The sequence below is a fragment of the Guyparkeria sp. SCN-R1 genome, from assembly GCF_003932495.1.
GTDB lineage: Bacteria > Pseudomonadota > Gammaproteobacteria > Halothiobacillales > Halothiobacillaceae > Guyparkeria.
This window is the reverse complement of record NZ_QZMT01000004.1, coordinates 129,653-155,594: the sequence shown is the minus strand read 5'-3', so window position 1 is coordinate 155,594 and position 25,942 is coordinate 129,653. Positions and strand designations below refer to the sequence as shown.

Sequence of the window (25,942 nt, the reverse complement as noted above, 5' to 3'; positions counted from 1 at the left end):
ACACAGCGTTCATCGCCCATGAGCCAGATTGAAATCCCCTTCGACGCCGAGCTGATCCGCCGCTACGACACCAGCGGCCCACGGTACACCTCCTACCCGACCGCGGTGCAGTTCCACGACGGTTTTACCGAAGACGACTACCGGGCGGCCGCGGCACGCTCCAACGCCGCCGGCGGGCCGCTCTCGCTATACGTGCACATCCCGTTCTGCGACACGGTCTGCTACTACTGCGCCTGCAACAAGGTGGTCACCAAGGATCGCGCCAAGGCCCGTCCCTACCTCGACGACGTCTATCGCGAGATGGCACTGCAGGCGGCGCTGTTCGACGACGACCGCCCGGTCGACCAACTCCACTGGGGCGGCGGCACGCCCACCTTCCTCTCGCACGACGAGATGCGCGAGCTCATGGGCAAGACCGGCGAGCACTTCACCCTGAAGACGGACGACACCGGCGAGTACTCGATCGAAATCGACCCGCGCGAGGCCGATGCCGCGACCATCCGCCTGCTGCGCGAGATCGGCTTCAACCGCATCAGCCTCGGCGTGCAGGACTTCGACCCGGACGTGCAGAAGGCGGTCAACCGGGTGCAGAGCTTCGAGGAGACGCGCGAGGTGGTCGACACCGCCCGGGAACAGAACTTCCATGGCGTGAGCATCGATCTGATCTACGGCCTGCCCTTTCAGACGCGCGAGCGGTTCATGAAGACCCTCGACCGGGTGATCGAGCTCGACCCCGACCGCCTGTCGATCTTCAACTACGCCCACCTGCCCCAGCGCTTCAAGCCTCAGCGCCGGATCGCCGGCGACGATCTGCCCAGCCCGGCGGAAAAGCTCGACATCCTGGGCTCGACCATCGGCTACCTGCAGCAGGCCGGCTACGTGCTGATCGGCATGGACCACTTCGCCAAGCCCGACGATCCGCTGGCCATCGCCCAGCGCGAGGGCACGCTGCAGCGCAACTTCCAGGGCTACTCCACCCACGCCGAGTGCGACATGGTGGCCATGGGCGCCTCGTCGATCAGCCAGGTGGGCGGGGCGTTCAGTCAGAACGTCAAGGAACTCGATCGCTACCACGAGGCGGTGACGGCCTGCCGGCTACCGATCGAGAAGGGCGTGGTGATCACCGAGGAAGACATCCTGCGCCGCCACGTGATCACCGAGCTGATCTGTCACTTCCGGCTATCGATCCGTGACGTGGAGCAGCGCTTCGACATCGACTTCGCCAGTCACTTTGCCGGAGCCCTGGATGAACTGACCGACATGGCCCGCGACGAACTGGTCACCATCACGCCCGACTCGATCGAGGTCCAGCCACGCGGTCGTCTGCTGATCCGCAATGTCTGCATGGCCTTCGACGAGTACCACGGCACGCTCGATGGTCAGCGCTTCTCCAAGGTGATCTGATCCCTAACGACGAGACGCCGGACGGGCATCCGCGCGTTCGTGGATCAGCCAGGGGCCGATGACGACCAGCATCGCCAGGTAGACCAGCGCCAGCCCTCCGGCCGTGATCGCGAGCCAGACCGGCTCCAACCCCGGCCAGATCGGCAACAGCAGCCGGCTGGCCACCACCGCCAACATCAGCACCAGCACGGGCCGCAGCCACCTGGGCAGGTGAATCGGGCGGCCCGTGTGCCCGGCACTGACCCGCGTCATCATGCCCATTGCCATCACCACGAGCATGCCCAGACCCAGCGCATGCACCGGGCCGTCCAGCCCGCCGGCCGGCAAGCCAACGAGGACCCCCGCCAGCCACACAAGCCCGAGCAGCACCACCGAGACCCCCAGGAACAGCAGCCACAGCATCGGCTCGGTAAGCACCGAACGGTGCCACCAGCGAGTCAGGGCATAACCGCCGGTCACGGCGACCACGGCAGCGATCGTCGCTCCGACCAGTGGCACTGCGTTCGGCAGGATGGGGGCGGCCAGCAGGGTAACGAACAACAGCAACGGCCCACCACCGAGAATGGCCGCCACGTAACGCCCGGTGCGCCGTGGCGGTATGCCCAGCCGGTTGGCCGAAAACGGCGGCACCACCCGCTGGGCGATGAACAGCAGCATCGCCACGATCGGCAACAGCCCCAACCAGCCGTGGATGCCGGCCAATCCACCCTCATGTCGTTGCAGGGCGAACAGCGCATCCGCCAGGACAATCCCGCTCAGCGCAAGCACGAACAACAGGTTGTGCCATTGCCGGGAAAGCAGGATCAGCCGGGCGACGACGAACAGGATGCCCATCTCGGCGGCAATCGAAAGGAGGTACGGCCAGAGCGGATTGCCCCCCATGAGCAGAAACACGAGCCGCGCCGCGAGCCAGAGCCCCAGCACCACCAGCAGACCGGCCGGGTGCCAGGCGCGCCGACCGGTCCAGTTTTGCGCTGCGGTAGTCAGAAAGCCGGCCACCAGTGCCACACCGACACCGAAGGTCATCTCATGGGCGTGCCAGCGCCAGTCGAGTTGCCCGCCGTCGAACAGCCCCTGCATGGCCCCACCCCAACCACCGACGATCCAGACGCCGGCCCACAGACCCATCGCCAGCGTCGCGAAACCCAGCATTAGCAGAAACCAGGGCCGGAACCCGATCGAGAGCACGGGCCAGTGACGCCAATCGCTCATGCCGGTTCTCCTGCCTGCCCCGGCAGACAACCTTCCTGCAAGTGGTTGAACAACTCACGTTCCTCGAACCGCACGTGGGCGACCAGTAATTCACCCAAGCGATGGCAGTTCGATTGCTCGCCGTCACCATCGAGCACCGCGGTCAAGAGCTCCTCGATCTGGCGGTGTTCGCGTTGCATCCGATCGAGCTGCCCTGCCAGGGTTGTATCCGTCGGACATTGCCTTAACGCCTGACGCCCAATGGACTCTTCGGTGGCGAAATGCGCCTCGAGCTCGCCGCGGTGTTCGGTTAGATCCCGAAGCAGGTCGGCATCCGGCTCGCCCCACTGCAATCGCCGTGCGATCTTCAAAGTCTGATGGTGTTCGCGAGACAGGGGCTGCAGGCTTTCGTGACGTTGCATCGGGGGCTCCTCCCGCGTGACTGGTACTGGCCGATCAGAATATGCATACTGATTGCATATTACAAACCCTTGACCCTACCCTGAGCCACCCCTGAGAACGGACGCCATGCAGCTCAACCAGCAGACCGATTTCGCCTTTCGACTCCTGATGTATCTGGCCGACCATGCCGCCAGCAACACCGCGTCGGAGGCCACCACGGATGGGGCTACGGCACCGACTGCCCTGCCGAAAATCCGCGAGATCGCCGATTACTTCGGCATCTCCTACAACCACCTGATGAAGGTAGCGAACACGCTGGCCGCGCGCGGCTACGTCAAGGCGCGCCGCGGCAAGGGTGGTGGCTTGGCGCTCGCCCGCCCCGAGTCGTCCATCTCGCTGGGCGCTGTCGCCCGCGACATGGAAGGTCATTGGGAACTGGTCGAGTGCTTCGGGAAGGCCGGCGACTGCCGGATCACGGCGAGTTGCCGGTTGGCACCGATTCTCGGCGAGGCCCTGGAGGCATTCTGGGCGGTGCTCGACCGCTACACCCTGGCCGATATCGCCCATCTGCCGGCCGGTGAAACCCCACTAACCTTTCACCGTCAGCCCCCGCAACGCACGCAATAGAAACCGCTGTCTGCAAGAAAGGGCGGCGCGTGCCCAGAACAATCGGTGCCGCAACGGCCCCGCCATACCGTCTTCTCGCTCCCCTCACGCCAATCAGCCGATCACGCTCCTGCAAGAGTATTCCGCGCCATATCGGGGCGACGCGTGGACACCAGAAACCGCATGACAGCGCCATTACAGCGTGGTCGACAGGCCTGTCCGACCGGGGTGCCCGGTTGAGCTTTGCGCCTCATGCCCTATAATGGCCGCTCACTTATACGGACCTGATCGCGGCTGGAAACTTAACGCGGACAGGCAAAAAAGCATGACGATTCATTTTCGTGAACCGCGCCTCGAGGATGGGGGTCGGATTCACCAACTGATCCAGCGAGCGGGCACGCTCGACCTCAACTCGGCCTACCTCTACTTTCTGCTTGCGGACCACTTCCGCTCGACCTGCGCCATCGCGGAAAACGGTGATGACCTCGTCGGTTTCGTCACTGCCTACCGCCTGCCGGACAACCCCGACTCGCTGTTTGTCTGGCAGATCGGCGTCGATGCCTCGGCACGCGGCCAGGGCGTCGCCTCCCGCCTGCTGAACGAACTCCAGGAGCGCGACTGGTTCAGCGACATCAAGCGCATCGAACTGACCATCGCCCCGGACAACCCGGCCTCCCAGGCCCTGTTCACCCGCTGGGCGGAAAAGCTGGGTCGCTCGATCCGCAACGAGCCCTATCTCTCCAGCGAGCTTCTCGGCGATGGCCATCAGCCGGAAGACCTCTACGTCATCGATCTCTGATCAACGACATCACCGCCCGGTGCGATTCCCACCGGCGGTGCTATTTTCTTTTCGATCCCGATTTCCTTTTCAAGCTCTAGACGAGGACCTGTGATGAACATCGACCTGTTCGAGAAATACGAGTCCAACGTTCGCGGTTACATCCGCTCGTTCCCGACCATTTTCGTCAAATCCAAGAACGCCACGATGTGGGACCACCACGGCAAGGCGTTCATCGACTTCTTCGGCGGCGCCGGCTCGCTGAACTACGGTCACAACGACCCCGCCATCAAGCGCGCGATCATCGACTTCATCGAGCGTGACGGCGTCACCAACGCGCTCGACAAGGCGACCGACGCCAAGTACCTGTTCATCAAGAAGCTGCAGGAAACCATCCTTCAGCCGCGCGGCCTGGACTACAAGGTCCAGTTCGTCGGTCCGACCGGCACCAACGCCGTCGAGACGGCCCTGAAGCTGGCACGCAAGGTCAAGGAGCGCTCCAAGATCGTCTCCTTCACCAACGCCTATCACGGCCACACCCTGGGTGCCCTGGCAGTCACCGGCAACGAGTTCTACCACGACGACTTCTACGGCGTGCCGTTGAACGTCACCAAGATGCCGTACGACAACTACTTCGACCCGACCGGCGAAGGCCAGATGGACAGCATCGACATGATGCGCCAGTACTACGAGGATGCGAGCTCGGGCTACGACCTGCCGGCCGGCATCATCGTCGAGACCATCCAGGGTGAAGGCGGCATCAACGTCGCCTCGGTCGAGTGGCTCCAGAAGCTCGACAAGATGTGCAAGGACCTCGACATCCTGCTGATCGTCGACGACATCCAGGTGGGCAACGGCCGCACCGGCAACTTCTTCAGCTTCGAGCGTGCCGGGATCAAGCCGGACATCGTCACCATCTCCAAGTCGATCGGCACCGGCCTGCCGATGGCGATCGTGCTGATGCGCCCGGACATCGACGAGTGGTCGCCGGGCGAGCACACCGGCACCTTCCGCGGCAACTCGCTGGCCTTCGTCGCCGGCGCGACCGCACTGGAGCGCTGGGACACCGACGAGTTCTCCAAGGAAGTCGTCGAAAAGGGCAAGAAGGTCGAGGCACGCTTCCGCGCCATCGCCGAGCGCCACAAGGATCTCATCTCCGACGTGCGTGGCCTGGGCATGATCTGGGGCCTCCAGTCCGAGGCCGAGGACTTCTGCAACGAGGTCTCCGCCGAGGCGTTCAAGCGCGGCCTGCTGGCCGAGACCGCGGGCGCCGACGACCAGGTGATCAAGTTCCTCGCCCCGCTGACCATCAGCGAGGCCGAGCTGGACAAGGGCCTGGACCTGCTCGACGAGTCCGTCGACGCCGCCGCGGCCGCTCGCAAGGGCTGATCACGCCAATGACGTCGCCCCGTCTTGCCGACGGGGCCATCAACCAGTTACGGAGTCAAACATGCTCGTACGTTATCTTGATCGAGACATCATCGGCACCGACCGCGAAGTCGAAGCCGAAAACGGCAACTGGGTCAGCCGTCGCCTGATTCTCGCCGACGACAAGGTGGGTTTTTCCTACAACGACACCATCATCCGCGCCGGCACCGAGACCTTCATCCACTACCAGAATCACATCGAAGCGGTTTACTGCGTAGGCGGCAACGGGGAGATCCACGACATCAACAACGATGTCACCTACCCGATCCGCGACGGCATGATGTATCTCCTCAACGATCCGGCCGCCGACAAGCACTACCTGCGCGGTGGCAGCGAGGACATGCGCCTGATCTGCGTGTTCAACCCGCCGCTGACCGGGCGGGAAGTCCACGACGAGAACGGCGTCTACCCGGCACTCAGCCTGGACGACTGATCACGGCCGACTTCCGGTTGCCGTGAAACGAAGAAACCCCGACCTGTTCGCAGGCCGGGGTTTTTTGTTGTGTTACCGAGGTAGCCGTTCAGGCGTAAGCCGCCTCCCGGCCGAAGTGTCGCGTGAGCAGGTAATAGACGACGGCACGGTACTTGTGCCGATTGGACCGGCCGTACTGATCGAACACCTTGTCGAGTGCCGCGTCCAGATCGGGCCCGTCGGTCAGCCCCAGCTTCTTGACCAGGAAATTCTTCTTGATGCTTTCGACCTCGTCCGGATCACTTGCCGCGACCACCGAGGCATCGGCGTTGTAGACCGCGGGCCCCAGCCCGGCGACCACGCGCGCCAGCAAGTCACGATCCGGCGACTCGCCGCATTTTTCCTGAATCTCGTCCGCGTACTTGTCGACCAGTTCATCCCGACTACTCATGGCGATTCCTCCGCTCTGTCTTCGGCCTCGCCCACGGCTCACGACCCGTGACCGCTCGATCAACGAGACCCCAAACCCTTAGATAGGTCAGAGGGGTGGAATTAACAAGTCAGTAATGGAAGCGACCGGCCCGGGGCCCGACGTGGCCGCCATGGATCAACCCGGATTTTCACCCGGATCGAACTGGCGCTGTCGATTGATGTGCATGATCAGGACCAGCGCCTGATTGGGGTCGTTGTCGCGTCGTGCCTCGGTGGTCTTGACGACCAGCCCTTCGAGAATCTGGCGGATGCCGAGCTGCTCGTCGGCGTAGCGACGCATGACCACCAGGCGCATCCCTTCCTTGGCCCAGGTCAAGGGCAGTTGCTGGGCGTAACGCGGCACGATCAGGGCGAGGCGATCCTTGGCGAAGAAATCGAGATAGACACCCTCGAGAATGCGAATACCGCGCTCGTCCGGATTCAGCGCACGCACCGACTCCGGCTGGCCGTTGCGGCCATTGCGATTGTCGAGGCTCATGTCCTCGGCGCCGACCTCCTTGAGGTATTGCTCGGCGGCGCGGATCTGCTCCTCGGAATACAGGCTGGTCGATTTCATCAGGGACCGGTCTTACCTCTGGGGCCGTGCATCCCTGCCCGTTGAGCCGATTCCGTGGCCATGCCCGCTCACTGTACGTGGATTTGCCACGTCGATGGTGTGGTTACCTCAACAACGCCCCTTTGATCCAGAACGCGTCAGGACATTGTCATTTCGATAGGAAGGTTAGCAGAAGTCATGCCGCCAACCGATACCGCTACGATGCCGTCTGTTGAGCGAACCGGGTGTGCCGATAATCGATCAAGGAGGCAAGAAGTCCATCAACGCCGCAGGGCGACGCCAAGGAAACGGCCACAGCCCGGCACGCTCGCTACGCATGCGACCACGCTCAAGGAACAGCGCGCCATGTCGATCCGTGCGCCAGACCTGTGCCCCAGCGGCTTGCCAACGGTCCACGACCTCCGCACGGGGATGGCCCCAGCGATTGAGAAAACCGGCACTGACCAATGCTCGCCGAGCACCGGTGGCCTCAACGAACGCGGCGGTCGAGGAACTGGCCGAGCCGTGATGCGGCACCAGTACGGTCTCGGCATCGACGCGGGCATGGCGCAGCAGCCACTGCTCCGCGGCCGCCTCGATGTCACCGGTCAACAGAAGGCTCCCCGACTGGCCGGCCACGCGCAGCACACAAGAGCGATCGTTGGTGGACCCGCGTGGGGCGCGCAGCAGCGAAAACCGCACCCCGTCAAGCAGCCACTCCGTACCGTGCCGACACGCCATGATCTCCCCACTGACACCGAATCGACCGTCCGTCAGACCGACAACCGCGCCCTGCGCAAAGGCCTGCCGGATCGAGGCGAGTCCACCGGCGTGATCCATGGCGGCATGGCTGATCACGATCCGGTCGAGTTGTGAGACATCCAGCGCTCGCAAGGCCGGCAGCACGATCGCCTCGCCGGTATCGAAACGCCCGTGCCGTGGCCCGGCGTCATACAACAAGTCGTGGCGAGCGGTCCGCAACAACACCGCCGCGCCCTGCCCCACATCCAGCACCACGGCCTCGAACTGGCCGGGCGCGGGCCGCGACGATCCCACCAACAATGCCGGCAGCAACAACAAGATCGCCAGTCCCCGTCCCGGAAACCGCCGCGGCAACCCGAGCCAGAGCACACCCGAGGCAAACAGGGCCAGCGAAAGCGGACCGGGTGGCGCTTGATTGGAATCCGGGAATACCGCCACCAACCAGCCCAGTACCGCAAACAGGCCCTGGCCGAGCCCGTCGATCAGCCAGGCGGGCCAGGCGGCAGCCGCCGGGCTGATGATCGCCAGAAACAGGGTGAGTAGTGCCAGCGGCGTGATCAGCATCGAGACCAGCGGCACGGCCAGGAGGTTTGCCGGCAACGAGGCGAAGGCAACCCGGTCGAACAGCCCCCAGGTCAGCGGCAGCAACCCAAGGGTCAGCAGCCATTGCATCCGCAGCAGTTCCCAGGGCCGCCAGAGCCCGTCGCGGCCGCGAATCATGACGATGATCAGGAGCACCGCGGCAAACGACAACCAGAACCCCATGTCCAGCGGGGCGAATGGATCGATCACCATCACCAGCACGAAGGCGATCAGCCACAGATCGAGCAGCCGCCAGCGCCGCTGCATCAGCACTCCGAGCAACAGGACCGTCAGCATCAGCGCGGCGCGCAGGGTGGGAATCGACAGCCCGGCAATCAGGGCGTAGCTCCAGGCGGCCAACACGGCTACCAGCGCCGCCACTCGCTGGGCCGGCCAACCCCGGCTGATCGCCAACCGCCCCCACCCGACACGTACCAGCCAGGCCACCAGTCCCGCCACCATGCCGACGTGCAACCCGGAGATCGCCAAGAGATGATTGGTGCCGGAGGCCAGCAGCGATTCCCATTGCCGGTCGCTCAGCTCGCCGCGATCACCCAGTGCCAGCCCGTGCAGCAGCGCCGCCCCGGCCGACAGCGGCCCATCGGCAATGTCGCGCTCCGCAACGGCCAGGCTTTCCTGCAACCGGGAACGTGCGGCATCCCGCCAGCGGTCGACCGTCGCCCGCCAGCCAGAGGCCCTGCCCAGGGCAGTTGGTTGATGATCGCGCAGGTAGCCCGTGGCGAGTATCTGGTGACGAAACAGGTAGCGGCGGTAGTCGAAGCCACCGGGGTTGGCGTGGCCGCGCAGGGGCTTGAGGCGCGCGATGAGGTCATAGTCGACACCGGCAACCAGGTCGACCCGCTCGGCAAGCGGGGTGTAGTCGCTGAGCTTGAGGCGCCCGCCCCCAGGCAATTGCTGGCAGATCCGGGCAGCGACGCTGTCATCCGGGTCTGCCGCCCGGGCGGCATGCACTGCAACGGTAAAGCGGCGGCGATCGACCCGGTCATCGACCAGACCGACGATCGCTACCTCGAGTCGGCAATCGACCCGATCGGCGAACACCGGGGTTCGATCGACGAGGCTCGCCACCGGCACCAGCGTATGCAACACACCGGCCAGCCCGATCGCCAGCAAGGCCCAGCCCGAGAGATCCTGCCGCCACGCGACCAGCGCCAGCAGGGCAAGACCGAAGGCAAGCATCCCGGGCCAGCCGCTCCCCACGGCGGCCAGGCCCGAGCCGACCAGCACCTGCCACGGCACGAACCAGGCAAGCAGCGCCGCTCCGGCCCAGGCCAGCAACAGCCAGCGAGCGGCCACACGCCGCCGCGATACGCGTGCGCATGCTCCCCCGGACGCCGAGTCCTCACCCGGCGAAATGACTTCCCTGTCCATCGTTGTCGCGTCCCTGCTGACGTGCCATGTCGCGCGGTGACCCGCCGGTCAATCCGCATTCGGCACACGGGCATTCCTTGCCCCAGTCCGACTACGTTAAGATGCCGCCATGAGCACTGCAACCGCCCCGACCATCCATTGCATTCCCGTCCTATCGGACAACTACGTCTGGCTGATCGAGGGGGATGACCGCGCCACGGTGATCGTGGATGCCGGTGAGGCCGGCCCGGTGATCGAGGCCATCGAGGCCCGTGGGCTCAAGCCGGTGGCCACCTTGATCACGCATCACCATGGCGATCACGTCCAGGGCCTGGCCGAGCTGACCCAGCGCTTTCCCATGACGGTTTACGGCCCCGACAGCTGCCGGCGGGTGGGTGTCGACGCCGTCGTCGGCGAAGGTGATCGGTTCACCGTTCCCGGCGTGGGCGAGTTCTCGGTGATGGCCACCCCCGGTCACACCCAGGATCACCTGAGCTATATCAGGGGGCAGGCCATCTTCTGCGGCGACACACTGTTCACCGCGGGTTGCGGGCGACTGTTCGAGGGCACGGCGGCACAGATGCTGCACTCGCTCGACCGTCTGGCAGCCCTTGGTGATGAGAAGGATGGCGACATGACCATCTACTGCGGGCACGAATACACCACCGACAGCCTGCGCTTCGCTGCGCATGCCGAACCCGACAACCCCGACATCGCCGCCCGGGTCCGCGAGGTCGCGGAGAAGCGATCGAATGGCGAGCCGACGGCGAGTGCCTCGATGGACCTCGAGAAGCGCACCAACCCGTTCCTGCGCGTGCGTGTGCGGGGCCTGCGCAAGGCGATCGAGGCCTACGTCGGCGAACGCATCGAGGACGACATCGACGCCTTCGCCCAATTGCGTCACTGGAAGGACGACTTCGACGGCCTGGCGCGCCTGTGACTCCCCTGATGCTGGTCAACAACTACGGATAGCCGAACGACCCAATGCCTACACAGCCGACTCCCCCGAATTCCTCCCGGCAGCTCGCCTTGTCGTCGAGATTGCTGCGCGGCCTGCTTCTGCCCGTGACCGTCCTGCTGCTGCATGGCTGTGCCGGCCTGGTGCCGCCGGCCGACCGGCAAGGCGTCGACGAGCGGGAAAGCAGTCGACCGAGTTTCTCCACCCTGCCGGCGATCAGCCGCCAGGACGGAGACGAGCAGCAGGCCACGGATCACGAACACGACCTCTGGGGCGCGGTCGCCAGTCGCTTCACCCTGTCGGTGCCGGACAATGCCCGGGTCGATGCGGAGGTCCGTCGTTACGCCCGCCATCCGGAGTACCTGCGCGAGGTCAGCGAACGCGCCGAACCATATCTCTACATGATCGTGGAGAAGCTCGAGGCGGCCAATCTGCCGCTGGAGCTGACCCTGTTGCCGATCGTGGAGAGCGCCTACCTGCCGCAGGCCCTGTCGTCGAGCTCGGCGGCGGGCATCTGGCAATTCATTCCCTCCACCGGCACCTATTTCGAGCTGGATCGCGACGCGTTCTACGACGGCCGACGGGACATCGAGGCCTCCACCGACGCCGCCGTTACCTATTTCAGCCAGTTGCGCGGCATGTTCGACGATGACTGGCCCACGGTGATCGCCGCCTACAACGGCGGCCAGGGCACCCTGCTCAATGCCATCCGGCAGAACGAACAGCGCGGTCAGGCCACCGACTTCTGGAGCCTCAAGCAGATCCGCAGGGAAACCCAGGACTACCCGGCCCGCCTGTTCGCCCTGGTCAAGATTTTCTCCCAGCCCGAGAAGTACGGATTCACCCCGCATGCGATCGAGAATCGCCCGGCGCTCGCGCAGGTGGAACTGGAACGCTCCGTCAGCCTGGTCAAGTTGGCCGACATGACCGGGATGGACCACGACGAGCTCTATCGCCTCAACCCCGGCTTCGAACGGTCGATCACCGGCGACACGCCGCGGCAACTGCTGGTCCCACGCGAGGCCCAGGGGCGCTTCGATGTCGACACGCTGAACTCCGCGGCCAGTGCCGCCGAAGAGTGGCAGCGCTACACCTTCGTGCGCGGCGACAGCTTCTATCGGGTCGCGCAGCGCTATGGCAGCTCGGTCGATGAGCTACTGGCAATCAATCGCCGCCAGTCGGCCGTCGCCCGCCCCGGACAGGAAATCCTCGTCCCCTTGGGGCGTGTGGACAGCGCGATCGCCTCGGGCAATGCGCGCACCCATACGGTCCAGCCGGGTGAATCGCTCTGGGCCATCTCGCGCAAGCACGGCGTCAAGATCGCCGAGCTGCGTCGCATGAACGCCTACGGCGACAACCCGGTGCTGCGTCCGGGCGACGAGGTGATCGTCGGTGCTGAAGTCTCGGGTGGCAACGACGATGCCCCTTCGAAGTACGTGGTCCAGCCGGGCGACACGCTCTGGCAACTCGCGCAGCGGTTCTCCACGACCGTCGAAGAGCTCACCGCGCTCAATCGCATCGGACCGGATGCTGCGCTCAAGCCCGGGCAGGAGCTGTCGGTCGCGAGTAACTGAGTGCCCGACCAGCGGACGCACCAGACGCGAAAAGGGGCCCGACAAGGGCCCCTTTTTCATTGGCAGTCAATCGAACGACGATCGCCGCTCAGTTATCCAGCTTCAACCAGCGCCGCGTGTTCTCGTGTGCGCGGGCGGCCATTTCCGGCAGGCTCTCGCCGCGCAGGTCGGCCAGGACCTCGGCCACGTGGCGAACGCGGATCGGGTTGTTGGGCTTGCCACGGAAGGGGACCGGCGAGAGGTAGGGGGAATCGGTCTCGACCAGGATCCGGTCACCGGGCACCTTCTTCGCCACTTCGCGCAACGAGGCGGCCGACTTGAAGGTGACGATGCCGGAAAAGGAGATGTAGAACCCCAGGTCCAGTGCCCGGCGTGCGGTCTCCCAGTCCTCGGCGAAGCAGTGCATCACTCCGCCGCACTCCTCGGCATGCTCGCGCTCGAGCACGTCCATGGTGTCACCCGGTGCCCCGCGCGTGTGGATGATCACCGGCTTGTCCACGGCCTTGGCCGCCTCGATATGATTGACGAAGCGGTCGTGCTGCCAACGCTCGCCTTCCTCGCAGTGGAAGTAGTCCAGCCCGGTCTCGCCCACCGCCACGATCGAATCGGCGTGCCGGTCCTCGCGGATCGCCCGCACCAGCTCGTCGGTGGGGATCACGGCCCCGGCATCGTCGGTGGGGTGCAGACCGTAGGAGAGGAATACCTCCGGACGCTCGGCCCGCCGCTCGGGGTTGCCGGCAAGATACGGCGATACCAGCTCGGTCATCGCCGGCCAGCTCGACGGCTTGATCGAGACACAGAGCATCCGCGTGACCGATTCCAGCCAGGCGGTGTGCATGAAGCGGTCGAAGTCGTTGCCGAAGGCGTCAAGTTCCACCCGGTCGAGGTGGCAGTGCGAGTCGAACAGTTGCATGGTGCTCCGAGATAAGGACACAAAGAACGAGGAGGAAGCTCTGCAGGGTGCAATGGCATCTCTGGCTCGCGGGTTTGTTCGCAATCAAGGCGCCGGACCGAAGGCGGGCCCAGAGCAATCACCCGGGCCCGCCGAGCGACGGCAACGCCGAGTGCGGACAAACCCGCATGCCCCATTTGGGCGGGCCGCCAAGGACCCATCTTTGACGTTACCACCCTCATCAAAGGGCGAGGCCGTTAAAACGCGGAGCCCTTGGCGCGTCCGCAGAGATGCCATTGCACCCTGTAGAGCTTCCGTTACATGGTGTAAGTCGGTGTTTCCTTCTCCAGCGCCCCGGCAAGGTAGGTCTCGATCTGCTGGCGCGTGCGGCCCTGGTCCATGCGGCCAAACTGAACGCCGATGCCGGCCACCTTGCCGCCCTGCGAACCCTGCGGGGTGACCCAGATCACCTTGGCGGCCACGGCAAGCCGCTCGGGACTGCCCATCAGCGTCAGGGTAAGGAAGATCTCCTTGCCCATCGGTATCTGCGTGTGCCCCGGAATGAACAGTCCGCCATTCTTCACGAACGGCATGTAGGACTTGTAGAGCGTGTCCTTGTCCGGGATGTTGTGGTGGATCATGCCTCCACCCAGGCCGCCTCCTGCTGCCATTGCACGCTACCTCGTCACGGTTGGTCGATCGGCCCGGCCCGGGTAGGCCGGATCGGAACGCGGGAATTCGATTGAACAGTCTAACGGTAATCGCGGGACGGTCGAAGTTAGCCGATAGGCTCGAGACGCCGGGCCAGCCGCGGATCGACCAGATCGAGCGCCAGCTGCTCAACCGAAAGCTCGGGATGCAGCGGATGCCCCGCCTCGCGGGCAAACTGGATCAGGCGGGTCTGCACCTCCAGCCACCGCTCGCTGTCGTGGGCCCGGGCGAGCCGCTCGATCATCGGCACAATCGCCGCCGGCAGCGTATCGGCCAGACCGGTCTGGCGACGCGCCACCGCCGGCCAGAGCCTCAACAACCAGCGGGCCAGCACCGGCCGGGGTGTCGCCAGCCACGGTGCGATCGGGGCCAACGGCGAGCGGGGTTCCTCGGCCAGCTGCACCCAGGCACTGGTGACCGCCTGCCAGTCGAACGTGGGATCGGTGCCATCGACCAGCGTGGGATCGTCGATGAACGCCAGCAGTTCGGCCCGCTCGGGCGAACACCCGCTGGCCTGCCGCCACCACGCGGCCAGTTCCTCGGGCCGCGGCTCGCGCAGGCGAACGCGCTGCAACCGCGAGCGGATCGTGGGCAGCAACCGGTCGACCTGCTCGACCGTGCAGAGAAACTGCATCGACTCCGGCGGCTCTTCCAGGAGCTTGAGCAAGGCATTGCCCGAGGCGCGATTGAGTCGTTCGATACGCTCGATCAACACCAGACGCATGCGGCCGTAGCGGGTGATAAACGCGCCGTCGATCAACGTCCGGATGGCATCGACCGGGATATCGCGATGGTCGGGATCATCCGCCAGCCGATGCAGGTCGGGAAAGCTGCCCTGCTCTGCCTGACGGCAGGCGGGACACTCGCCGCAGGGCCAGCCATCGCGCGGCGCCTCGCAGATCAGGCGACGCGCCAGTGTCTCGAGCAGGGCCGTCATCGGCGCGCCCAGACGTCCGTGTAGCAACAGGCCGTGTGGCAGGCGCCCGGCGGCAATCATCCGTTCGAGCTGCGACCAGGCATCGTCCAGCCAACCGGCACTCTGGATGGTGGCCGGGTCGCTGATCAGTCGCTGTTCGGCCAGCCCCGACAGGTTGGTGTCCATCGTGTCAGCCACCATGAGCGGCCTCCAGTACGCTTTCAATCTGTCCACGCACCTCGTTCAGCGGACGTGTGGCATCCACCCGTCGTACCCGTGACGGTTCCCGCTCACAAAGCGACTCGAAACCGCCACGCACCCGCTCGAAGAAGGCGAGCGTCTCCTGCTCGAATCGATCCGCCGCCTCGCGGCTCGCCGCCCGCTCGAGACCGAGCGCCACCGGCACATCCAGCCAGATCGTCAGCTCGGGATCACAGCCCGCATGTGCCACCTCGGCCAACTGGTCGATGGTCGCCATCGGCAATCCGCGGCCGGCGCCCTGATAGGCACGGGTGGAATCGGTGAACCGGTCGCAGATGACCACCTTGCCGGCAGCCAGGGCCGGGCGGATCACCCGCTCGACGTGCTGGGCACGCGCGGCGAACATCAGCAGCAATTCGGTCGAGGCGGCAACCGGCTCCTCGCGCACGGCCTTGAGCACCGAGCGCAACTCCTCGGCCAGCGGGGTGCCGCCGGGTTCGCGGGTGCACAGCACCGTCTCGCCGCGCGCCTCGAACCACTCGCGCACGAAGGCCATCGCGGTCGACTTGCCCGCGCCTTCTAGCCCCTCAAGGGTGACAAAGCGCGGCGTGGCACGCGGTTCGGTCATGGACGGTCTCCCTGCTCGCGCTGATGGATCCGCCAACGCGCGACGGCCCGGTTGTGTTCCTTGAGCGTGCGCGAGAAGGCGTGCCCGCCGGTGCCGTCGGCAACGAAGTAGAACGCGTCGGTCTCGGCTGGCCGGGTCGCGGCCTCGATCGAGGCGGCCGATGGCAGGGCGATCGGTGTCGGCGGCAGCCCGTCGCGGGTGTAGGTGTTGTAAGGCGTGTCCTCGCGCAGGTGCCGGCTGTACAGGCGACCGTCGTAGTCGTCGCCCATGCCGTAGATGACGGTCGGGTCGGTCTGCAGGCGCATGCCGCGCCGGAGGCGATTGACGAATACGCCCGCAACTTCGCCGCGCTCACCGGAGATCCCGGTTTCCTTCTCGATCACCGAGGCGAGGATCAGGGCCTCGTACGGGTCGTCGAGCGGCAGATCATCGGCACGTGCCGCCCAGGCGGCATCGAGTGCCTCGCGCATCTGACGGAAGGCCCGCTTGATCAGGGTGCGATCGCTGGTGCCGGCGGGGTACTGATAGGTGTCCGGGTAAAGCCAGCCCTCGAGGTGATCGACGGGCAGGTCGAGCGACTCGATTACCGCCTCGGGCGTCAGCTCCTCGATCGTACGGCGGATGCGCGGTGCCTCGGCCAGCCGGTCGAGGAAACCTTGCGCGGTGATGCCCTCCGGCACGGTGAAACGATATTCGATCACGTCGCCGGCCACCATGCGATCGAGCAGCGAGGCCAGACGCTCGCCGGGACGGATTTCGTACTCACCGGCCTGAATGGAGCGGGCCTGACCACGGAAACGAGCGGTCCAGTCGATCGCCCGGGCCGGAATGGCCGGCTGCACCTCATGAATGGACGCGGCGATCCTCGGCATGGATTGCCCGGACTCCACGGTGACCGTGGTTGCCTCTTGGGCGAGCGGCTGGTGCCAGTAGTGCATGGCCAGCCCCGCCCCGACAAGCAGAGCCGCGAGCAGGCCCATGCCAGCCGCCCAGATCAAGAACACACCAATGGCTCGCCGCATCCGCAACTCCTAACTTTCGTTCGATTCCGGTGATGATGGGCTCGGCGAGCCCCACGCGCGCTCGGCGCCAAGCTCGCGACGGGCGACCCGCCCCCAAGCGCTGTCGGCCAAGGCCTCGGACAAGATCTCTGGCCAAGCGTTCGTCGCGACGTCGGCCGGCGGTTGCCAGCAGCCCTCGATACATTCCAGCCCCTCGTCGGGCGGGCCAACGGTCTCGGCAAGCGCCCGTCCGAGCATCGTGCCGACCGGCCGCCAGGCCGAGACGGCATTGCAGAGAAACGCCGTCTCGGCCAGGGCCAGCCTGCCCGGGGCGCAAGGGGTGATTCGAGCACCCAGGGTCTCGATCCACCAGGCGCGACGCGTGCCGGCAATCGCGCCACCGACCAGCGGCGGCGTATGCCAGCCAGCGCGCTCACGCCAGAAAACGTTGCCCATCGTACCGGAAACCACCCGCCCGGCCGGGTCCAGCATCAGTCCTTCGACCCGGCCACCCGGGAGCGACTGCTGGGCCAGCACCTGCACCAGCCGATTGAGGTGCTTGAGGCCACGCAGTGCGTTTGCCCCCTCCAGTGCCACCGGGACCGGGTCGAGGGTCAGTGGCGCGGTCGGGACCGGCGGCAGCGGGCCGAAGGTGGCCGCCACGGTCAGTTCAGGATGTTCGGGACGACGATAACCGCGGGGCCCCGAGCCGGCCGTGACCGTCAGTTTGCACACGCCGGTTGAGCCCGGCGTGATCGCTTCGTCGAGCGCTGCGAGCACCCACTCGCCAGACGGCTCGGGCAAACCGATCCTAGCGAGCCCGAAGCGCAGCCGGGCAAGATGATCGGCGAGCCGGATCACCCGCCCCTCGCGGACGAACAGCGTCTCGAACAGGCCGTCGCCAAAGGCGCAGCCACGATCGGTGACGGACAACTCGACCGGATTCATCCGACCGGCACCCCGGCGGTCAGGGCCGCCTCGCCACCGAGGGCATCGAGCACGCCTCGCGCCTTCTGGTAGGTCTCGTCGAGTTCCCGCGCCGGGTCGGAGTCGGCCACGATGCCGCCGCCGGTGCGGAATTCACCACGCCCGTCGGGGCTCAGGAAGACGCTTCGAATCAGGATGTTGCTGTCGAGCCGCCCGTGGTTGCTCAGGTAACCGAGGCTGCCGGTGTAGGGCCCGCGACCGGCCTGCTCCAGCTCGGCGAGGATTTCCATGCAACGGACCTTGGGGCAGCCGGTGATCGTCCCGCCAGGGAAGCAGGCAGCCAGCGCCGCCAGTGGCGAGGTACTCGCAGGAAGTGTCCCGACGATATTCGAGACCAGGTGATGTACCTGGGCGTAGGACTCGACCACCATCAACTCGTCGACCCGCACCGAGCCGGGCTCACAGACCCGGCCAAGATCGTTGCGCTCGAGATCGATGAGCATGACGTGCTCGGCGCGCTCCTTGGGATGGGCGCACAATTGCTCGATCAGCTCCTGGTCGCGCTCGGGGTCCGGGTCGCGCCGGCGGGTGCCGGCAATCGGGCGGGTCTCGGCACGGCCGTCGGCCACGCGCAGAAGTCGCTCCGGGGAGGAGCTGATGATCTCGCCTTCGGGCTGCCGGTACCACGCGGCAAAAGGGGCGGGATTGCGCCGACACAAGGACTCGTAGACCGCCTGCGACGACACACCCGGCGCGAGCCGGAAGTGCCAGGCATGCGAGAGATTGGCCTGAAAGACATCGCCGGCGAACAGGTAGTCACGGACACGAGCCACCCGCTCTCGGTGGGGCGCACCCGCCGGCGGGTGCAGTTCCGCCAGCTCGACCTCACCACGGCTCTGGTCGCGGCCAGCGGTCTTACCCGCCTGCACCCACGCGGCGATGAGGCCTTCGGCCAGCTTCGCCCCTCGGGCGCTACCGTCGTGAACCACGATATCCTCACCCGAGTCGTGATCCCGCACCAGGGCGGCCGGGTGATATTCGGCGATCGCGCGCGGAAAGCCACTCTCGGCCCCGAGCTCAAATGGCGGCAGGTCGAGCGTGGGCTCGATCTCCGCGGCCATCTCGTAGGCAAGAAAGAAAGTCCAGCCGCCGAGAAAAGGGAACGCCGGTGGCAGGCCCTGGGTCGCCAGCCAGTCGTCGGCTGCAAAGCCATCGTTCAGGGGCTGCTGGCGAGATACGGCCTGCTGGAAGGCATCGAGAAAGCGTGGCGCATCGGCTGGTGGCGTCGGTGGCGCGGTCAGCCGATCGTCGGCGGCGGAAAACAGGATCGACCAACGGCTCAGGGGGCCGCCGGCAGTCACGCTCTCGAACAGGTGGCTGGCGTCCTTGCCGGCGGCCGTCAGCACCTCGGCGAGCGAGGGTTGCGCCCTGCCCGGCTCCGATTCGAGGCGTTGGATGACAGGCTCGCTCACGAGCGGTTCACGCGAGGGTCGTTTGACGGATGCAATCCACTGGCGGCCGGCCCGGACAGGACCGACGGACGCCCGGCTGGTTCGAGCGTCGCCCCGCGTCCATCAGTCGATCGTGCGGCCGAAGATGAGCGTGCCGTTGGTCCCGCCGAAGCCGAAGGAATTGGACATCGCCACTTCGAAGCCTTCGACGCGGCGTGCCTCGTGGGGCACGAAGTCGAGATCGCAGTCCTCGGAGGGGTTGTCGAGGTTGATCGTCGGCGGCAGCACCTGATCACGCAGGGCGAGTACCGAGAACACGGCCTCGATTGCACCGGCCGCGCCAAGCAGGTGCCCGGTCATCGACTTGGTGGAGCTGACCGGGCACGCCACCGGCTGGTCGCCGTAGAGCTTCTTGATCGCCTTTACCTCGGTCCCGTCACCGGCGGGCGTGGAGGTCCCGTGGGCGTTGATGTAGCCCAAATCACTCGGTTGAAGATCGGCGTCCTTGAGAGCCGCCCTCATGCAGCGATGCGCGCCGTCACCGTCGGCGGCCGGCAAGGTCATGTGATAGGCGTCCGCACTCATGCCGAAGCCCTTGACCTCACCGTAGATGTGGGCACCGCGAGCCTGGGCATGTTCCAGCGACTCGAGCACCACCACGCCGGCGCCCTCGCCCAGCACGAAGCCGTCACGATCACGGTCCCACGGTCGCGACGCGCGCTCGGGATCGTCGTTGCGAGTCGACAGCGCGCGCGCCGAGGCGAAGCCTGCCACGCCCAGCGGCGAGACGGCACCCTCGGTGCCGCCGGCAATCATCACGTCGGCATCGCCGTAGGAGATCAGGCGGGCGGCCTGGCCGATGCTGTGGGTGCCCGAGGTGCAGGCGGTCACCGTGGCGAGGTTCGGGCCACGGAATCCATAGCGGATCGACAGCTGACCGGAGGCCATGTTGATGATCGCGCCGGGGATAAAGAACGGCGAGACGCGACGCGGCCCCTGATTCTCCAGGGCCAGCGTGTTGCGCTCGATGCCGCCCAGTCCGCCAATGCCCGAACCGATGAAGGTGCCCACCCGGTCGAGATCAAGCGAATCGCTGATCAGATTTGCATCCTCGATCGCCTCGATGGATGCGCTCATCGCGTAGTGGATGAACGGTTCCATCTTTTTCACGTCCTTCGCCGGGATGACCGTGGTCGGATCGAAATCCTTGACCGTGGCGGCAAACTTGACCGCCATCTTCTCGGTATCGAAGCGATCGATGGGGGCCACACCCGACCGGCCGGCAAGAATGCCGTCCCATGAATCCTTGACGTTGTTCCCCAGCGGGGTCACCAGCCCAAGGCCGGTGATCACGACGCGACGTTTGCTCATGATGCTCTTTTCCAGTTCGTTGGCTGACGGCCGGGCGGGCTGCCGATCGGCTTGGCGAATCCCGAGGGAAACTCAGGTCGATCGAATCGGGCTGAGCCCCCTAGTAAAAAACCGCGATCAACCCCCCGAAAGGAAGGCCGAAACACGGTTTTCAGGTCACAGGCCAGCGGCCTGTGAAACGCACAAGGGCCCGATTCAGGCGTCCTTGTGGTTATTGACGTAGTCGATGGCCTGCTGAACGGTGGTGATCTTCTCGGCCTCTTCGTCCGGAATCTCGCACTCGAACTCTTCTTCCAGGGCCATGACCAACTCGACGGTGTCGAGGGAATCCGCGCCGAGGTCGTCAACGAATGAAGCTTCGTTGGTAACTTCTTCTTCCTTGACGCCCAACTGCTCTACAACAATCTTCTTGACGCGTTCTTCAACGGTGCTCATTCGTATCGAACCTCTTCTGGTACAAACACTAATCAGTTAAACATTTTGGCCAGGCAACCCCGACCAACACTGCCCGGCATTCTAGTGAAAACCGCCCGGCAGGCCAAATAAAAATGCCCCGGCGAGCTAAAACCCGCCAAGGCGGGCCTTACGCCATGTACATCCCGCCGTTGACGTGGATGGTCTGACCGTTGATGTAAGCGGCCTCCGGGGCGGCCAGGAAACGTACCGCCGAGGCGATCTCCTCGGGCTGACCCAGGCGGCCGTTGGGGATGTTGCCCAGCAGGGCTTCCTTCTGCTTTTCCGGCAGGTCGCGGGTCATGTCGGTCTCGATGAACCCCGGGGCGACCACGTTGACCGTCACGCCGCGCGGGCCGAGCTCGCGCGCCAGCGACTTGGAAAAGCCCATGATGCCGGCCTTGGCCGCCGCGTAGTTCGTCTGCCCGGCATTGCCCATTGAGCCGACCACCGAGGCGATCGAGATGATGCGCCCCCAGCGGGCCTTGGCCATTGACCGCATGACCTTCTGCGACAGACGAAAGACCGACGTGAGGTTGGTCTGGATGATTGCATCCCAGTCGTCTTCCTTCATGCGCATCAGCAGCGTGTCACGGGTGATGCCGGCGTTGTTGACCAGCACGGCAACCGGCCCGAAGCGCGACTCGATCTCCTTGATCACCGCATCGACTTGCGCGCCGTCAGTGACGTCCAGCGCCATTCCGGCGCCATTCTCACCCAGACGCTCATCGATGGCAGCGGCGCCCTTCTCCGAGGTGGCCGTCCCGATGACCGTCGCCCCGGCTGCCACCAGGGCATCGGCAATCGCTGCACCGATCCCGCGCGATGCGCCGGTCACCAGGGCAACACGGCCGTCGAGGTTGGCAAATTGGGTCGCTTGTTCTGACATGAGTATTCCTCGTGATGATTCTTGTTCGATCGGCTTGCCTTACTCGGCGCCCAGTGCCTTTTCCAGCGTGGCCTGGTCGAAGACCGCCTTGGCGCCCATCTTGCGATCGATGCGGCGGGCCAGGCCGGTGAGCACCTTACCCGGGCCGAACTCGACCTGGTCGCCAGCACCCATGGCCTGCATCGCCTGAACGCAGGCCACCCACTGCACCGGCCGGAACAGCTGCTCGACCAGTGCGGTGGCGATGGCCTCGGGCTTGTCGTGGGTCAGGGCGTCCACGTTGTGGATCACGGGGATCTGCGGGGGACGAATGTCGACCTGTGCGATCTCGTCACGCAACTGCTCGCCGGCCTCGCGCATCAGGGAGGAATGCGACGGCACGCTCACCGGTAGCAGGACGAAGCGCTTGGCGCCCTCCTCGCCGGCAATCGCCTCGGCCCGCTCGACGGCCGCGCGGTCACCCGCGATCACCACCTGCCCAGGGGCATTGAAGTTCACCGCCTCGCAGACCTCGCCATCGGCGGCCTTCTCGCAGACCGCACGTACGGCATCGTCTTCCAGGCCAAGCACAGCAGCCATAGCGCCCTGGCCCTCGGCCACGGCCGACTGCATCAGCTGGCCACGCCGGGCGACCAGGGCGACTGCCGCCTCGAAATCGATGGATTGCGCGGCCACCAGCGCGGCGTATTCGCCCAGGCTATGGCCGGCGAGTGCGGCGGGCATGGCACCGTCGTTGTGACGCCAGATCTGCCAGGCCGCCACGTCGGCGGCCAGCATGGCCGGCTGGGTGCGCTCCGTCTGGTTGAGCTGGGCCGGATCGCCCTCGGCGACCAACGCCCAGAGGTCGTAGCCGAGCACATCGCCCGCGCGATCGAAGACCGCCTGCGCGATATCCTCGTGTTCGCCCCAGCCGCTGGCCATGCCGATGGACTGGGAACCCTGCCCCGGAAACACCCCTGCAATCATATTCATGTCTCGCCGATTGAAAATCGCGGCGATGGTATCACAGCGCCGTGGCACGCCCACGCGGGCTCCAGCGGAGTTCTGCTGACCGAACGAAGGAGAAAAACCGAAGGGAGTGGGGCACACGAGGCAGGACTCACCCCTGTAACTCCTAACCAAGGGCGGATTCCACCGGGGGAAAACGAATCGACTCACGTCGGGTCGCGAAGAGCGGAATAATGGCAACTGACCCGAACACCAACGCCGCCAGTGCGTGACGGACCGGTCAGATATTGTTGAACAGGGAAAGCCCCTGGATCTTGACCATGCTCTGCTGGGTGGCCTGCAGGTTGAAGTAGTTCTCGTTGAGGCGGGTGATCGCCTCGGGCATGTCCGTGTCGCGCATGCTGGAAACGGTCGTCTCGTTGGCGAGTTTCCAGGCCTCCTGATCGTTCTTCATGCGATCGAGGATGTTGAGGTCGTTACCCATTTCGCCACGGGCGACCACCACCTGCTCGAGCAGCACGTCCACGTCCTGCTGGCTGGCCGAGTAGAACTCGGAGGGGTCGTCCAGGTTGTCATGGTTGTCGATGGCCCACTTCAGGCCATCGATGACCTGAAGAGCAGAACGAGCCGCGCCAGGATCGGTCGACTCCAGTTCACCATCGTTGTCTCCTTCGGAATCCAGCACGAGATTGAATGGAAAATCGTCCGGCAAGTCATCTTGATTAAACCCGGTTGTGTTCGGGTCAACCAATGCTGGATACCGAGGCCCGTTGTCCGACTCCACTGTGAAAATGTCCGTACCGACACGCTGGGTTGTCACCTGCTGGTTCTCACCCACATCAACCCGAACGGCGCGTGAAACACCATCTTGGGGTGCAACGAAACTGTCCTGACCGGAATCAGGGTCAAAGGGACGGGTGTTGGCCTGAGTGCCCGAGAAAACGTATTCGCCCCGTTCATCCTTGGCGTTCATTTGCTCGGCGAGCGCCTCGCGGAGTTGCGAAAGCTCGTTGCTCAATGCCTTCCGTGAAGTTGGGTCCTGCAGGATGCTGCCGGTCTCCAGCGAGATATCGCGCACCCGCTGCAGGATGTCAGTGCTGCTGGCCAGTCGCGTTTCCTGCGAGCGGATCTTGCCTTCGGCCATCTCGTTGTTGCGCAGGAACTGCTCGACCCGCTCCTGTTGTGCGGAGAGTTCGCTCACGCGGGAGAAGGCGACCGGGTCGGCATCGGCGGTGCGCAGTTTCACGCCCGTCGAGATATCGGTCTGGGCACGCAGCATTTCCGACTGCTGGCGCTGCATGTTCTGCAGCCCGGTCTGGAAGATCATGGAGGTGGATACGCGCATCAGTTCACCCCTTAGCGAACGGCATTGAGAACCGACTGGAACAGGTCGCCGGAGATGGAAATACTGCGGGCGAGCGCCTGGTACTGCTGCTGGTACTGCAGCAGCTTGGCCGCCTCTTCGTCGAGGTTGACCCCCGAGACCGACTGCTTGCGCGCCTCGAGGTTGTCCAGTGCCGCGCGAGCCGATTCACCCTGCAGCTCTGCCGTGCGTGCCACGGAACCCGCCTGGCTGACAGCCGAGGAGATCGCGCCGCCAATGGTCTGGCCATCCAACTCATCGTCGGCCGAACGACCGACCACCGCCTGGTTGGCCAGATCGGTGATTTGCTGGATATTGGCGTTGTCTCGCGACCCAGCGGACACTAAAGCGGTGCCTGAGTCATTGTCATGATCCACTCCCCCCGCAGCGGGGACTCTCGCAGGGCTTAGATCCTCGGTAGCAATTCGACCGGCAGCGCCCAACCCCGCGTCTATGAATAACGTATCTCCGCTATCTGGCGTTATGCCGTCAAACGTAATCGTCATTCCCGGAACATCATCCACCGGAATAGTGCCGCCCGAGCCACCCTCCTTTGTGAGATTCCAATCCGTGCCATCGTAGCGAGCCACATAACGCCCACTTTCCAGCAAGGTAGCGTCCGAAATCTCGACCTTCGCACTCACGGAGCTTCCATTCCTCGGACTGGCAGTGACATTGCCCATCATCGGAGCATTGGGATCGCTTTGCCCAACATTGAACAGTGGCTCTCCCTGAAACCCATCCAGATCAAACCCATCCTTCTGGATCGCATTCACTTCCTGGGCAATCACCATCGCCGTGCGACCCAACTCGCTGCGCAGCGGCTGGATCAGGGTGTTCTGCGCCTCAATCATGCCGCCAAGATCCCCACCAGTAACCCGGTTGGTGATCGAGCGACCTTCAATCTGGATTTCCAGGCCACTTGGGGCGTTGATGGCCGTCAACTCGCTGGCGATATTGGCGGTGACCAACGACTGGCCGGAGCCTACGGCAAGGTTGAGTGAGCCGGCGCCATCGTCATCAACCCGCACGTTGATGCGCTCGGCGATGTTCTGGATCAGCTGGTCACGGCGATCGAGCAGGTCGTTGGGCAATGCATTCGGGTTCTGCGCGAACGCGGTGCTGATCTTGCCGTTCAGGTCGGCCACTTCCTGGGCGAAGGTGTTCACCTCGCGGGTGATCGCGTCGGCCTGCTGGCCGAGCCCGGCGTTCAATTGCGCCAGCTGCTCGTCCATGCGGTTGAAGCGGTCGGTCAGCGCGCCGGCCTGGTTGAGGAACGCCTGGCGGGAGGTGATATCGGTTGGGTTCGAGGCGACGTCACCGGCGGCATTGAAGAACGCCTCGGTGCTGCGCGTCATCCCGGTCTCGGTATCGCCGAGCACGCCGGTGACCTGGCTGGCGAAATCCTGCACAAAACTCAGGCGAGAGCTGTCGCTAGTGGCATCGCGCAGTTGCGACTCGACGAACTGGTCGAAGGTGCGCGTGATGCTGTCCACCTTCGTGCCGGTGCCGATGTAGCCGTTGCCCATGAACTGCGGCATCTGCGCGCTCATCTCCACCCGCTGGCGCGAGTAGCCCTCGGTATTGGCGTTCGAGACATTGTGTCCGGTCGTCGTCAGTGCACGTTGCACCGCGAGCAGGCCGCTGACCGAGTTGCTGAGGATGTCCGCCATGTTGAGGCCTCGAAGGGTTTACT

25 protein-coding genes are annotated in these 25,942 nt (G+C 65.1%); 7 read left to right on the top strand and 18 right to left on the bottom strand.

Annotated features, from left to right (window positions below; genetic code table 11):
• Positions 1-18 precede the first annotated feature (18 nt).
• On the top strand, positions 19-1,404 hold the full coding sequence (hemN, locus tag D5687_RS03655) for an oxygen-independent coproporphyrinogen III oxidase (protein ID WP_125198405.1): 1,386 nt from the start codon (positions 19-21) through the stop codon (positions 1,402-1,404).
• A gap of 3 nt (positions 1,405-1,407) precedes the next feature.
• Here hemN and D5687_RS03650 read toward each other — a convergent pair whose 3' ends face one another.
• Both D5687_RS03650 and D5687_RS03645 read right to left on the bottom strand, forming a co-directional pair.
• Positions 1,408-2,616, bottom strand: coding sequence for an NnrS family protein (locus D5687_RS03650; protein ID WP_125198404.1), 1,209 nt, complete (start codon positions 2,614-2,616; stop codon positions 1,408-1,410).
• Positions 2,613-3,017 carry a hemerythrin domain-containing protein gene (locus D5687_RS03645; protein WP_125198403.1) on the bottom strand — a complete coding sequence of 135 codons (405 nt, stop codon included), beginning with the start codon at positions 3,015-3,017 and terminating at the stop codon, positions 2,613-2,615. The genes D5687_RS03650 and D5687_RS03645 overlap by 4 nt, the downstream gene beginning before the upstream one ends.
• A 106-nt stretch (positions 3,018-3,123) precedes the next feature.
• Between D5687_RS03645 and D5687_RS03640 the strand changes: the two genes are divergently transcribed.
• The 4 genes from D5687_RS03640 to D5687_RS03625 all read left to right on the top strand — a co-directional run bounded on the left by D5687_RS03640 (position 3,124) and on the right by D5687_RS03625 (position 6,242).
• Positions 3,124-3,624: an Rrf2 family transcriptional regulator gene (locus D5687_RS03640; RefSeq protein ID WP_125198402.1), complete on the top strand. Its 501-nt coding sequence runs from the start codon at positions 3,124-3,126 to the stop codon at positions 3,622-3,624.
• A gap of 304 nt (positions 3,625-3,928) precedes the next feature.
• Positions 3,929-4,402: a diaminobutyrate acetyltransferase gene (ectA, locus tag D5687_RS03635; protein ID WP_125198401.1), complete on the top strand. Its 474-nt coding sequence runs from the start codon at positions 3,929-3,931 to the stop codon at positions 4,400-4,402.
• A gap of 93 nt (positions 4,403-4,495) precedes the next feature.
• Positions 4,496-5,770, top strand: coding sequence for a diaminobutyrate--2-oxoglutarate transaminase (gene ectB / locus D5687_RS03630; protein ID WP_192894151.1), 1,275 nt, complete (start codon positions 4,496-4,498; stop codon positions 5,768-5,770).
• A 61-nt stretch (positions 5,771-5,831) separates the two neighbouring features.
• Positions 5,832-6,242 (top strand): ectoine synthase, encoded by a 411-nt coding sequence (locus tag D5687_RS03625; RefSeq protein WP_125198400.1) that lies wholly within the window; start codon positions 5,832-5,834, stop codon positions 6,240-6,242.
• Positions 6,243-6,330: 88 nt separating this feature from the next.
• Here D5687_RS03625 and D5687_RS03620 read toward each other — a convergent pair whose 3' ends face one another.
• The 3 genes from D5687_RS03620 to D5687_RS03610 all read right to left on the bottom strand — a co-directional run bounded on the left by D5687_RS03620 (position 6,331) and on the right by D5687_RS03610 (position 9,909).
• A complete protein-coding gene (locus D5687_RS03620; RefSeq protein ID WP_125198399.1) occupies positions 6,331-6,672 on the bottom strand; it encodes a DUF2853 family protein in 342 nt (113 codons plus the stop codon).
• Between the two features lie 156 nt (positions 6,673-6,828).
• Positions 6,829-7,269: a hypothetical protein gene (locus tag D5687_RS03615; RefSeq protein ID WP_125198398.1), complete on the bottom strand. Its 441-nt coding sequence runs from the start codon at positions 7,267-7,269 to the stop codon at positions 6,829-6,831.
• 240 nt (positions 7,270-7,509) lie between these two features.
• Entirely contained in the window at positions 7,510-9,909 is a 2,400-nt protein-coding gene (locus tag D5687_RS03610) for a DNA internalization-related competence protein ComEC/Rec2 (protein WP_158611733.1), read from the bottom strand.
• A gap of 184 nt (positions 9,910-10,093) precedes the next feature.
• Between D5687_RS03610 and gloB the strand changes: the two genes are divergently transcribed.
• Entirely contained in the window at positions 10,094-10,903 is an 810-nt protein-coding gene (gene gloB, locus D5687_RS03605; RefSeq protein ID WP_125198396.1) for a hydroxyacylglutathione hydrolase, read from the top strand.
• Between the two features lie 44 nt (positions 10,904-10,947).
• A complete protein-coding gene (locus tag D5687_RS03600; protein WP_125198395.1) occupies positions 10,948-12,495 on the top strand; it encodes a LysM peptidoglycan-binding domain-containing protein in 1,548 nt (515 codons plus the stop codon).
• An 88-nt stretch (positions 12,496-12,583) separates the two neighbouring features.
• On the opposite strand, the gene D5687_RS03595 is transcribed toward D5687_RS03600, so the two are convergent.
• From D5687_RS03595 to flgK, 13 genes are all read right to left on the bottom strand, one after another.
• Positions 12,584-13,408 carry a TatD family hydrolase gene (locus D5687_RS03595; RefSeq protein WP_125198394.1) on the bottom strand — a complete coding sequence of 275 codons (825 nt, stop codon included), beginning with the start codon at positions 13,406-13,408 and terminating at the stop codon, positions 12,584-12,586.
• A 296-nt stretch (positions 13,409-13,704) separates the two neighbouring features.
• A complete protein-coding gene (locus tag D5687_RS03590; RefSeq protein WP_125198393.1) occupies positions 13,705-14,058 on the bottom strand; it encodes a PilZ domain-containing protein in 354 nt (117 codons plus the stop codon).
• 107 nt (positions 14,059-14,165) lie between these two features.
• Positions 14,166-15,215, bottom strand: coding sequence for a hypothetical protein (locus tag D5687_RS03585; RefSeq protein WP_125198392.1), 1,050 nt, complete (start codon positions 15,213-15,215; stop codon positions 14,166-14,168).
• Positions 15,205-15,843 (bottom strand): dTMP kinase, encoded by a 639-nt coding sequence (tmk, locus tag D5687_RS03580; RefSeq protein WP_125198391.1) that lies wholly within the window; start codon positions 15,841-15,843, stop codon positions 15,205-15,207. Before tmk ends, D5687_RS03585 begins: the two co-directional genes overlap by 11 nt.
• The gene (gene mltG, locus D5687_RS03575; protein ID WP_125198390.1) at positions 15,840-16,865 is read right to left on the bottom strand and encodes an endolytic transglycosylase MltG; all 1,026 of its coding nucleotides are present in this window, start codon (positions 16,863-16,865) and stop codon (positions 15,840-15,842) included. The genes tmk and mltG overlap by 4 nt, the downstream gene beginning before the upstream one ends.
• A 9-nt stretch (positions 16,866-16,874) precedes the next feature.
• Entirely contained in the window at positions 16,875-17,792 is a 918-nt protein-coding gene (locus tag D5687_RS03570; protein WP_125198389.1) for an aminotransferase class IV, read from the bottom strand.
• Positions 17,789-19,243, bottom strand: coding sequence for a chorismate-binding protein (locus D5687_RS03565; RefSeq protein ID WP_240031407.1), 1,455 nt, complete (start codon positions 19,241-19,243; stop codon positions 17,789-17,791). The genes D5687_RS03570 and D5687_RS03565 overlap by 4 nt, the downstream gene beginning before the upstream one ends.
• Positions 19,244-19,345: 102 nt before the next feature.
• Positions 19,346-20,593, bottom strand: a complete 1,248-nt coding sequence (gene fabF, locus D5687_RS03560; RefSeq protein WP_125198388.1) for a beta-ketoacyl-ACP synthase II — start codon at positions 20,591-20,593, stop codon at positions 19,346-19,348.
• A 195-nt stretch (positions 20,594-20,788) separates the two neighbouring features.
• Positions 20,789-21,028 carry an acyl carrier protein gene (acpP, locus tag D5687_RS03555; protein WP_058575544.1) on the bottom strand — a complete coding sequence of 80 codons (240 nt, stop codon included), beginning with the start codon at positions 21,026-21,028 and terminating at the stop codon, positions 20,789-20,791.
• 148 nt (positions 21,029-21,176) lie between these two features.
• Complete coding sequence (fabG, locus tag D5687_RS03550) at positions 21,177-21,935, bottom strand: 3-oxoacyl-ACP reductase FabG (protein WP_125198387.1); 759 nt, start codon at positions 21,933-21,935, stop codon at positions 21,177-21,179.
• Between the two features lie 39 nt (positions 21,936-21,974).
• Positions 21,975-22,901, bottom strand: coding sequence for an ACP S-malonyltransferase (gene fabD, locus D5687_RS03545; protein WP_204742125.1), 927 nt, complete (start codon positions 22,899-22,901; stop codon positions 21,975-21,977).
• 262 nt (positions 22,902-23,163) lie between these two features.
• On the bottom strand, positions 23,164-24,228 hold the full coding sequence (gene flgL, locus D5687_RS03540) for a flagellar hook-associated protein FlgL (protein WP_125198385.1): 1,065 nt from the start codon (positions 24,226-24,228) through the stop codon (positions 23,164-23,166).
• An 11-nt stretch (positions 24,229-24,239) separates the two neighbouring features.
• On the bottom strand, positions 24,240-25,919 hold the full coding sequence (gene flgK, locus D5687_RS03535) for a flagellar hook-associated protein FlgK (RefSeq protein ID WP_125198384.1): 1,680 nt from the start codon (positions 25,917-25,919) through the stop codon (positions 24,240-24,242).
• Positions 25,920-25,942: the final 23 nt, after the last annotated feature.

What these genes read in the sequence shown, in the direction of transcription:
- hemN (WP_125198405.1), top strand. Translation starts at nt 19, where the DNA reads ATGAGCCAGATTGAAATCCCCTTCGACGCCGAGCTGATCCGCCGCTAC.
- D5687_RS03650 (WP_125198404.1), bottom strand. Translation starts at nt 2,616, where the DNA reads ATGAGCGATTGGCGTCACTGGCCCGTGCTCTCGATCGGGTTCCGGCCC.
- D5687_RS03645 (WP_125198403.1), bottom strand. Translation starts at nt 3,017, where the DNA reads ATGCAACGTCACGAAAGCCTGCAGCCCCTGTCTCGCGAACACCATCAG.
- D5687_RS03640 (WP_125198402.1), top strand. Translation starts at nt 3,124, where the DNA reads ATGCAGCTCAACCAGCAGACCGATTTCGCCTTTCGACTCCTGATGTAT.
- ectA (WP_125198401.1), top strand. Translation starts at nt 3,929, where the DNA reads ATGACGATTCATTTTCGTGAACCGCGCCTCGAGGATGGGGGTCGGATT.
- ectB (WP_192894151.1), top strand. Translation starts at nt 4,496, where the DNA reads ATGAACATCGACCTGTTCGAGAAATACGAGTCCAACGTTCGCGGTTAC.
- D5687_RS03625 (WP_125198400.1), top strand. Translation starts at nt 5,832, where the DNA reads ATGCTCGTACGTTATCTTGATCGAGACATCATCGGCACCGACCGCGAA.
- D5687_RS03620 (WP_125198399.1), bottom strand. Translation starts at nt 6,672, where the DNA reads ATGAGTAGTCGGGATGAACTGGTCGACAAGTACGCGGACGAGATTCAG.
- D5687_RS03615 (WP_125198398.1), bottom strand. Translation starts at nt 7,269, where the DNA reads ATGAAATCGACCAGCCTGTATTCCGAGGAGCAGATCCGCGCCGCCGAG.
- gloB (WP_125198396.1), top strand. Translation starts at nt 10,094, where the DNA reads ATGAGCACTGCAACCGCCCCGACCATCCATTGCATTCCCGTCCTATCG.
- D5687_RS03600 (WP_125198395.1), top strand. Translation starts at nt 10,948, where the DNA reads ATGCCTACACAGCCGACTCCCCCGAATTCCTCCCGGCAGCTCGCCTTG.
- D5687_RS03595 (WP_125198394.1), bottom strand. Translation starts at nt 13,408, where the DNA reads ATGCAACTGTTCGACTCGCACTGCCACCTCGACCGGGTGGAACTTGAC.
- D5687_RS03590 (WP_125198393.1), bottom strand. Translation starts at nt 14,058, where the DNA reads ATGGCAGCAGGAGGCGGCCTGGGTGGAGGCATGATCCACCACAACATC.
- D5687_RS03585 (WP_125198392.1), bottom strand. Translation starts at nt 15,215, where the DNA reads ATGGTGGCTGACACGATGGACACCAACCTGTCGGGGCTGGCCGAACAG.
- tmk (WP_125198391.1), bottom strand. Translation starts at nt 15,843, where the DNA reads ATGACCGAACCGCGTGCCACGCCGCGCTTTGTCACCCTTGAGGGGCTA.
- mltG (WP_125198390.1), bottom strand. Translation starts at nt 16,865, where the DNA reads ATGCGGCGAGCCATTGGTGTGTTCTTGATCTGGGCGGCTGGCATGGGC.
- D5687_RS03570 (WP_125198389.1), bottom strand. Translation starts at nt 17,792, where the DNA reads ATGAATCCGGTCGAGTTGTCCGTCACCGATCGTGGCTGCGCCTTTGGC.
- fabF (WP_125198388.1), bottom strand. Translation starts at nt 20,593, where the DNA reads ATGAGCAAACGTCGCGTCGTGATCACCGGCCTTGGGCTGGTGACCCCG.
- acpP (WP_058575544.1), bottom strand. Translation starts at nt 21,028, where the DNA reads ATGAGCACCGTTGAAGAACGCGTCAAGAAGATTGTTGTAGAGCAGTTG.
- fabG (WP_125198387.1), bottom strand. Translation starts at nt 21,935, where the DNA reads ATGTCAGAACAAGCGACCCAATTTGCCAACCTCGACGGCCGTGTTGCC.
- fabD (WP_204742125.1), bottom strand. Translation starts at nt 22,901, where the DNA reads ATGATTGCAGGGGTGTTTCCGGGGCAGGGTTCCCAGTCCATCGGCATG.
- flgL (WP_125198385.1), bottom strand. Translation starts at nt 24,228, where the DNA reads ATGCGCGTATCCACCTCCATGATCTTCCAGACCGGGCTGCAGAACATG.
- flgK (WP_125198384.1), bottom strand. Translation starts at nt 25,919, where the DNA reads ATGGCGGACATCCTCAGCAACTCGGTCAGCGGCCTGCTCGCGGTGCAA.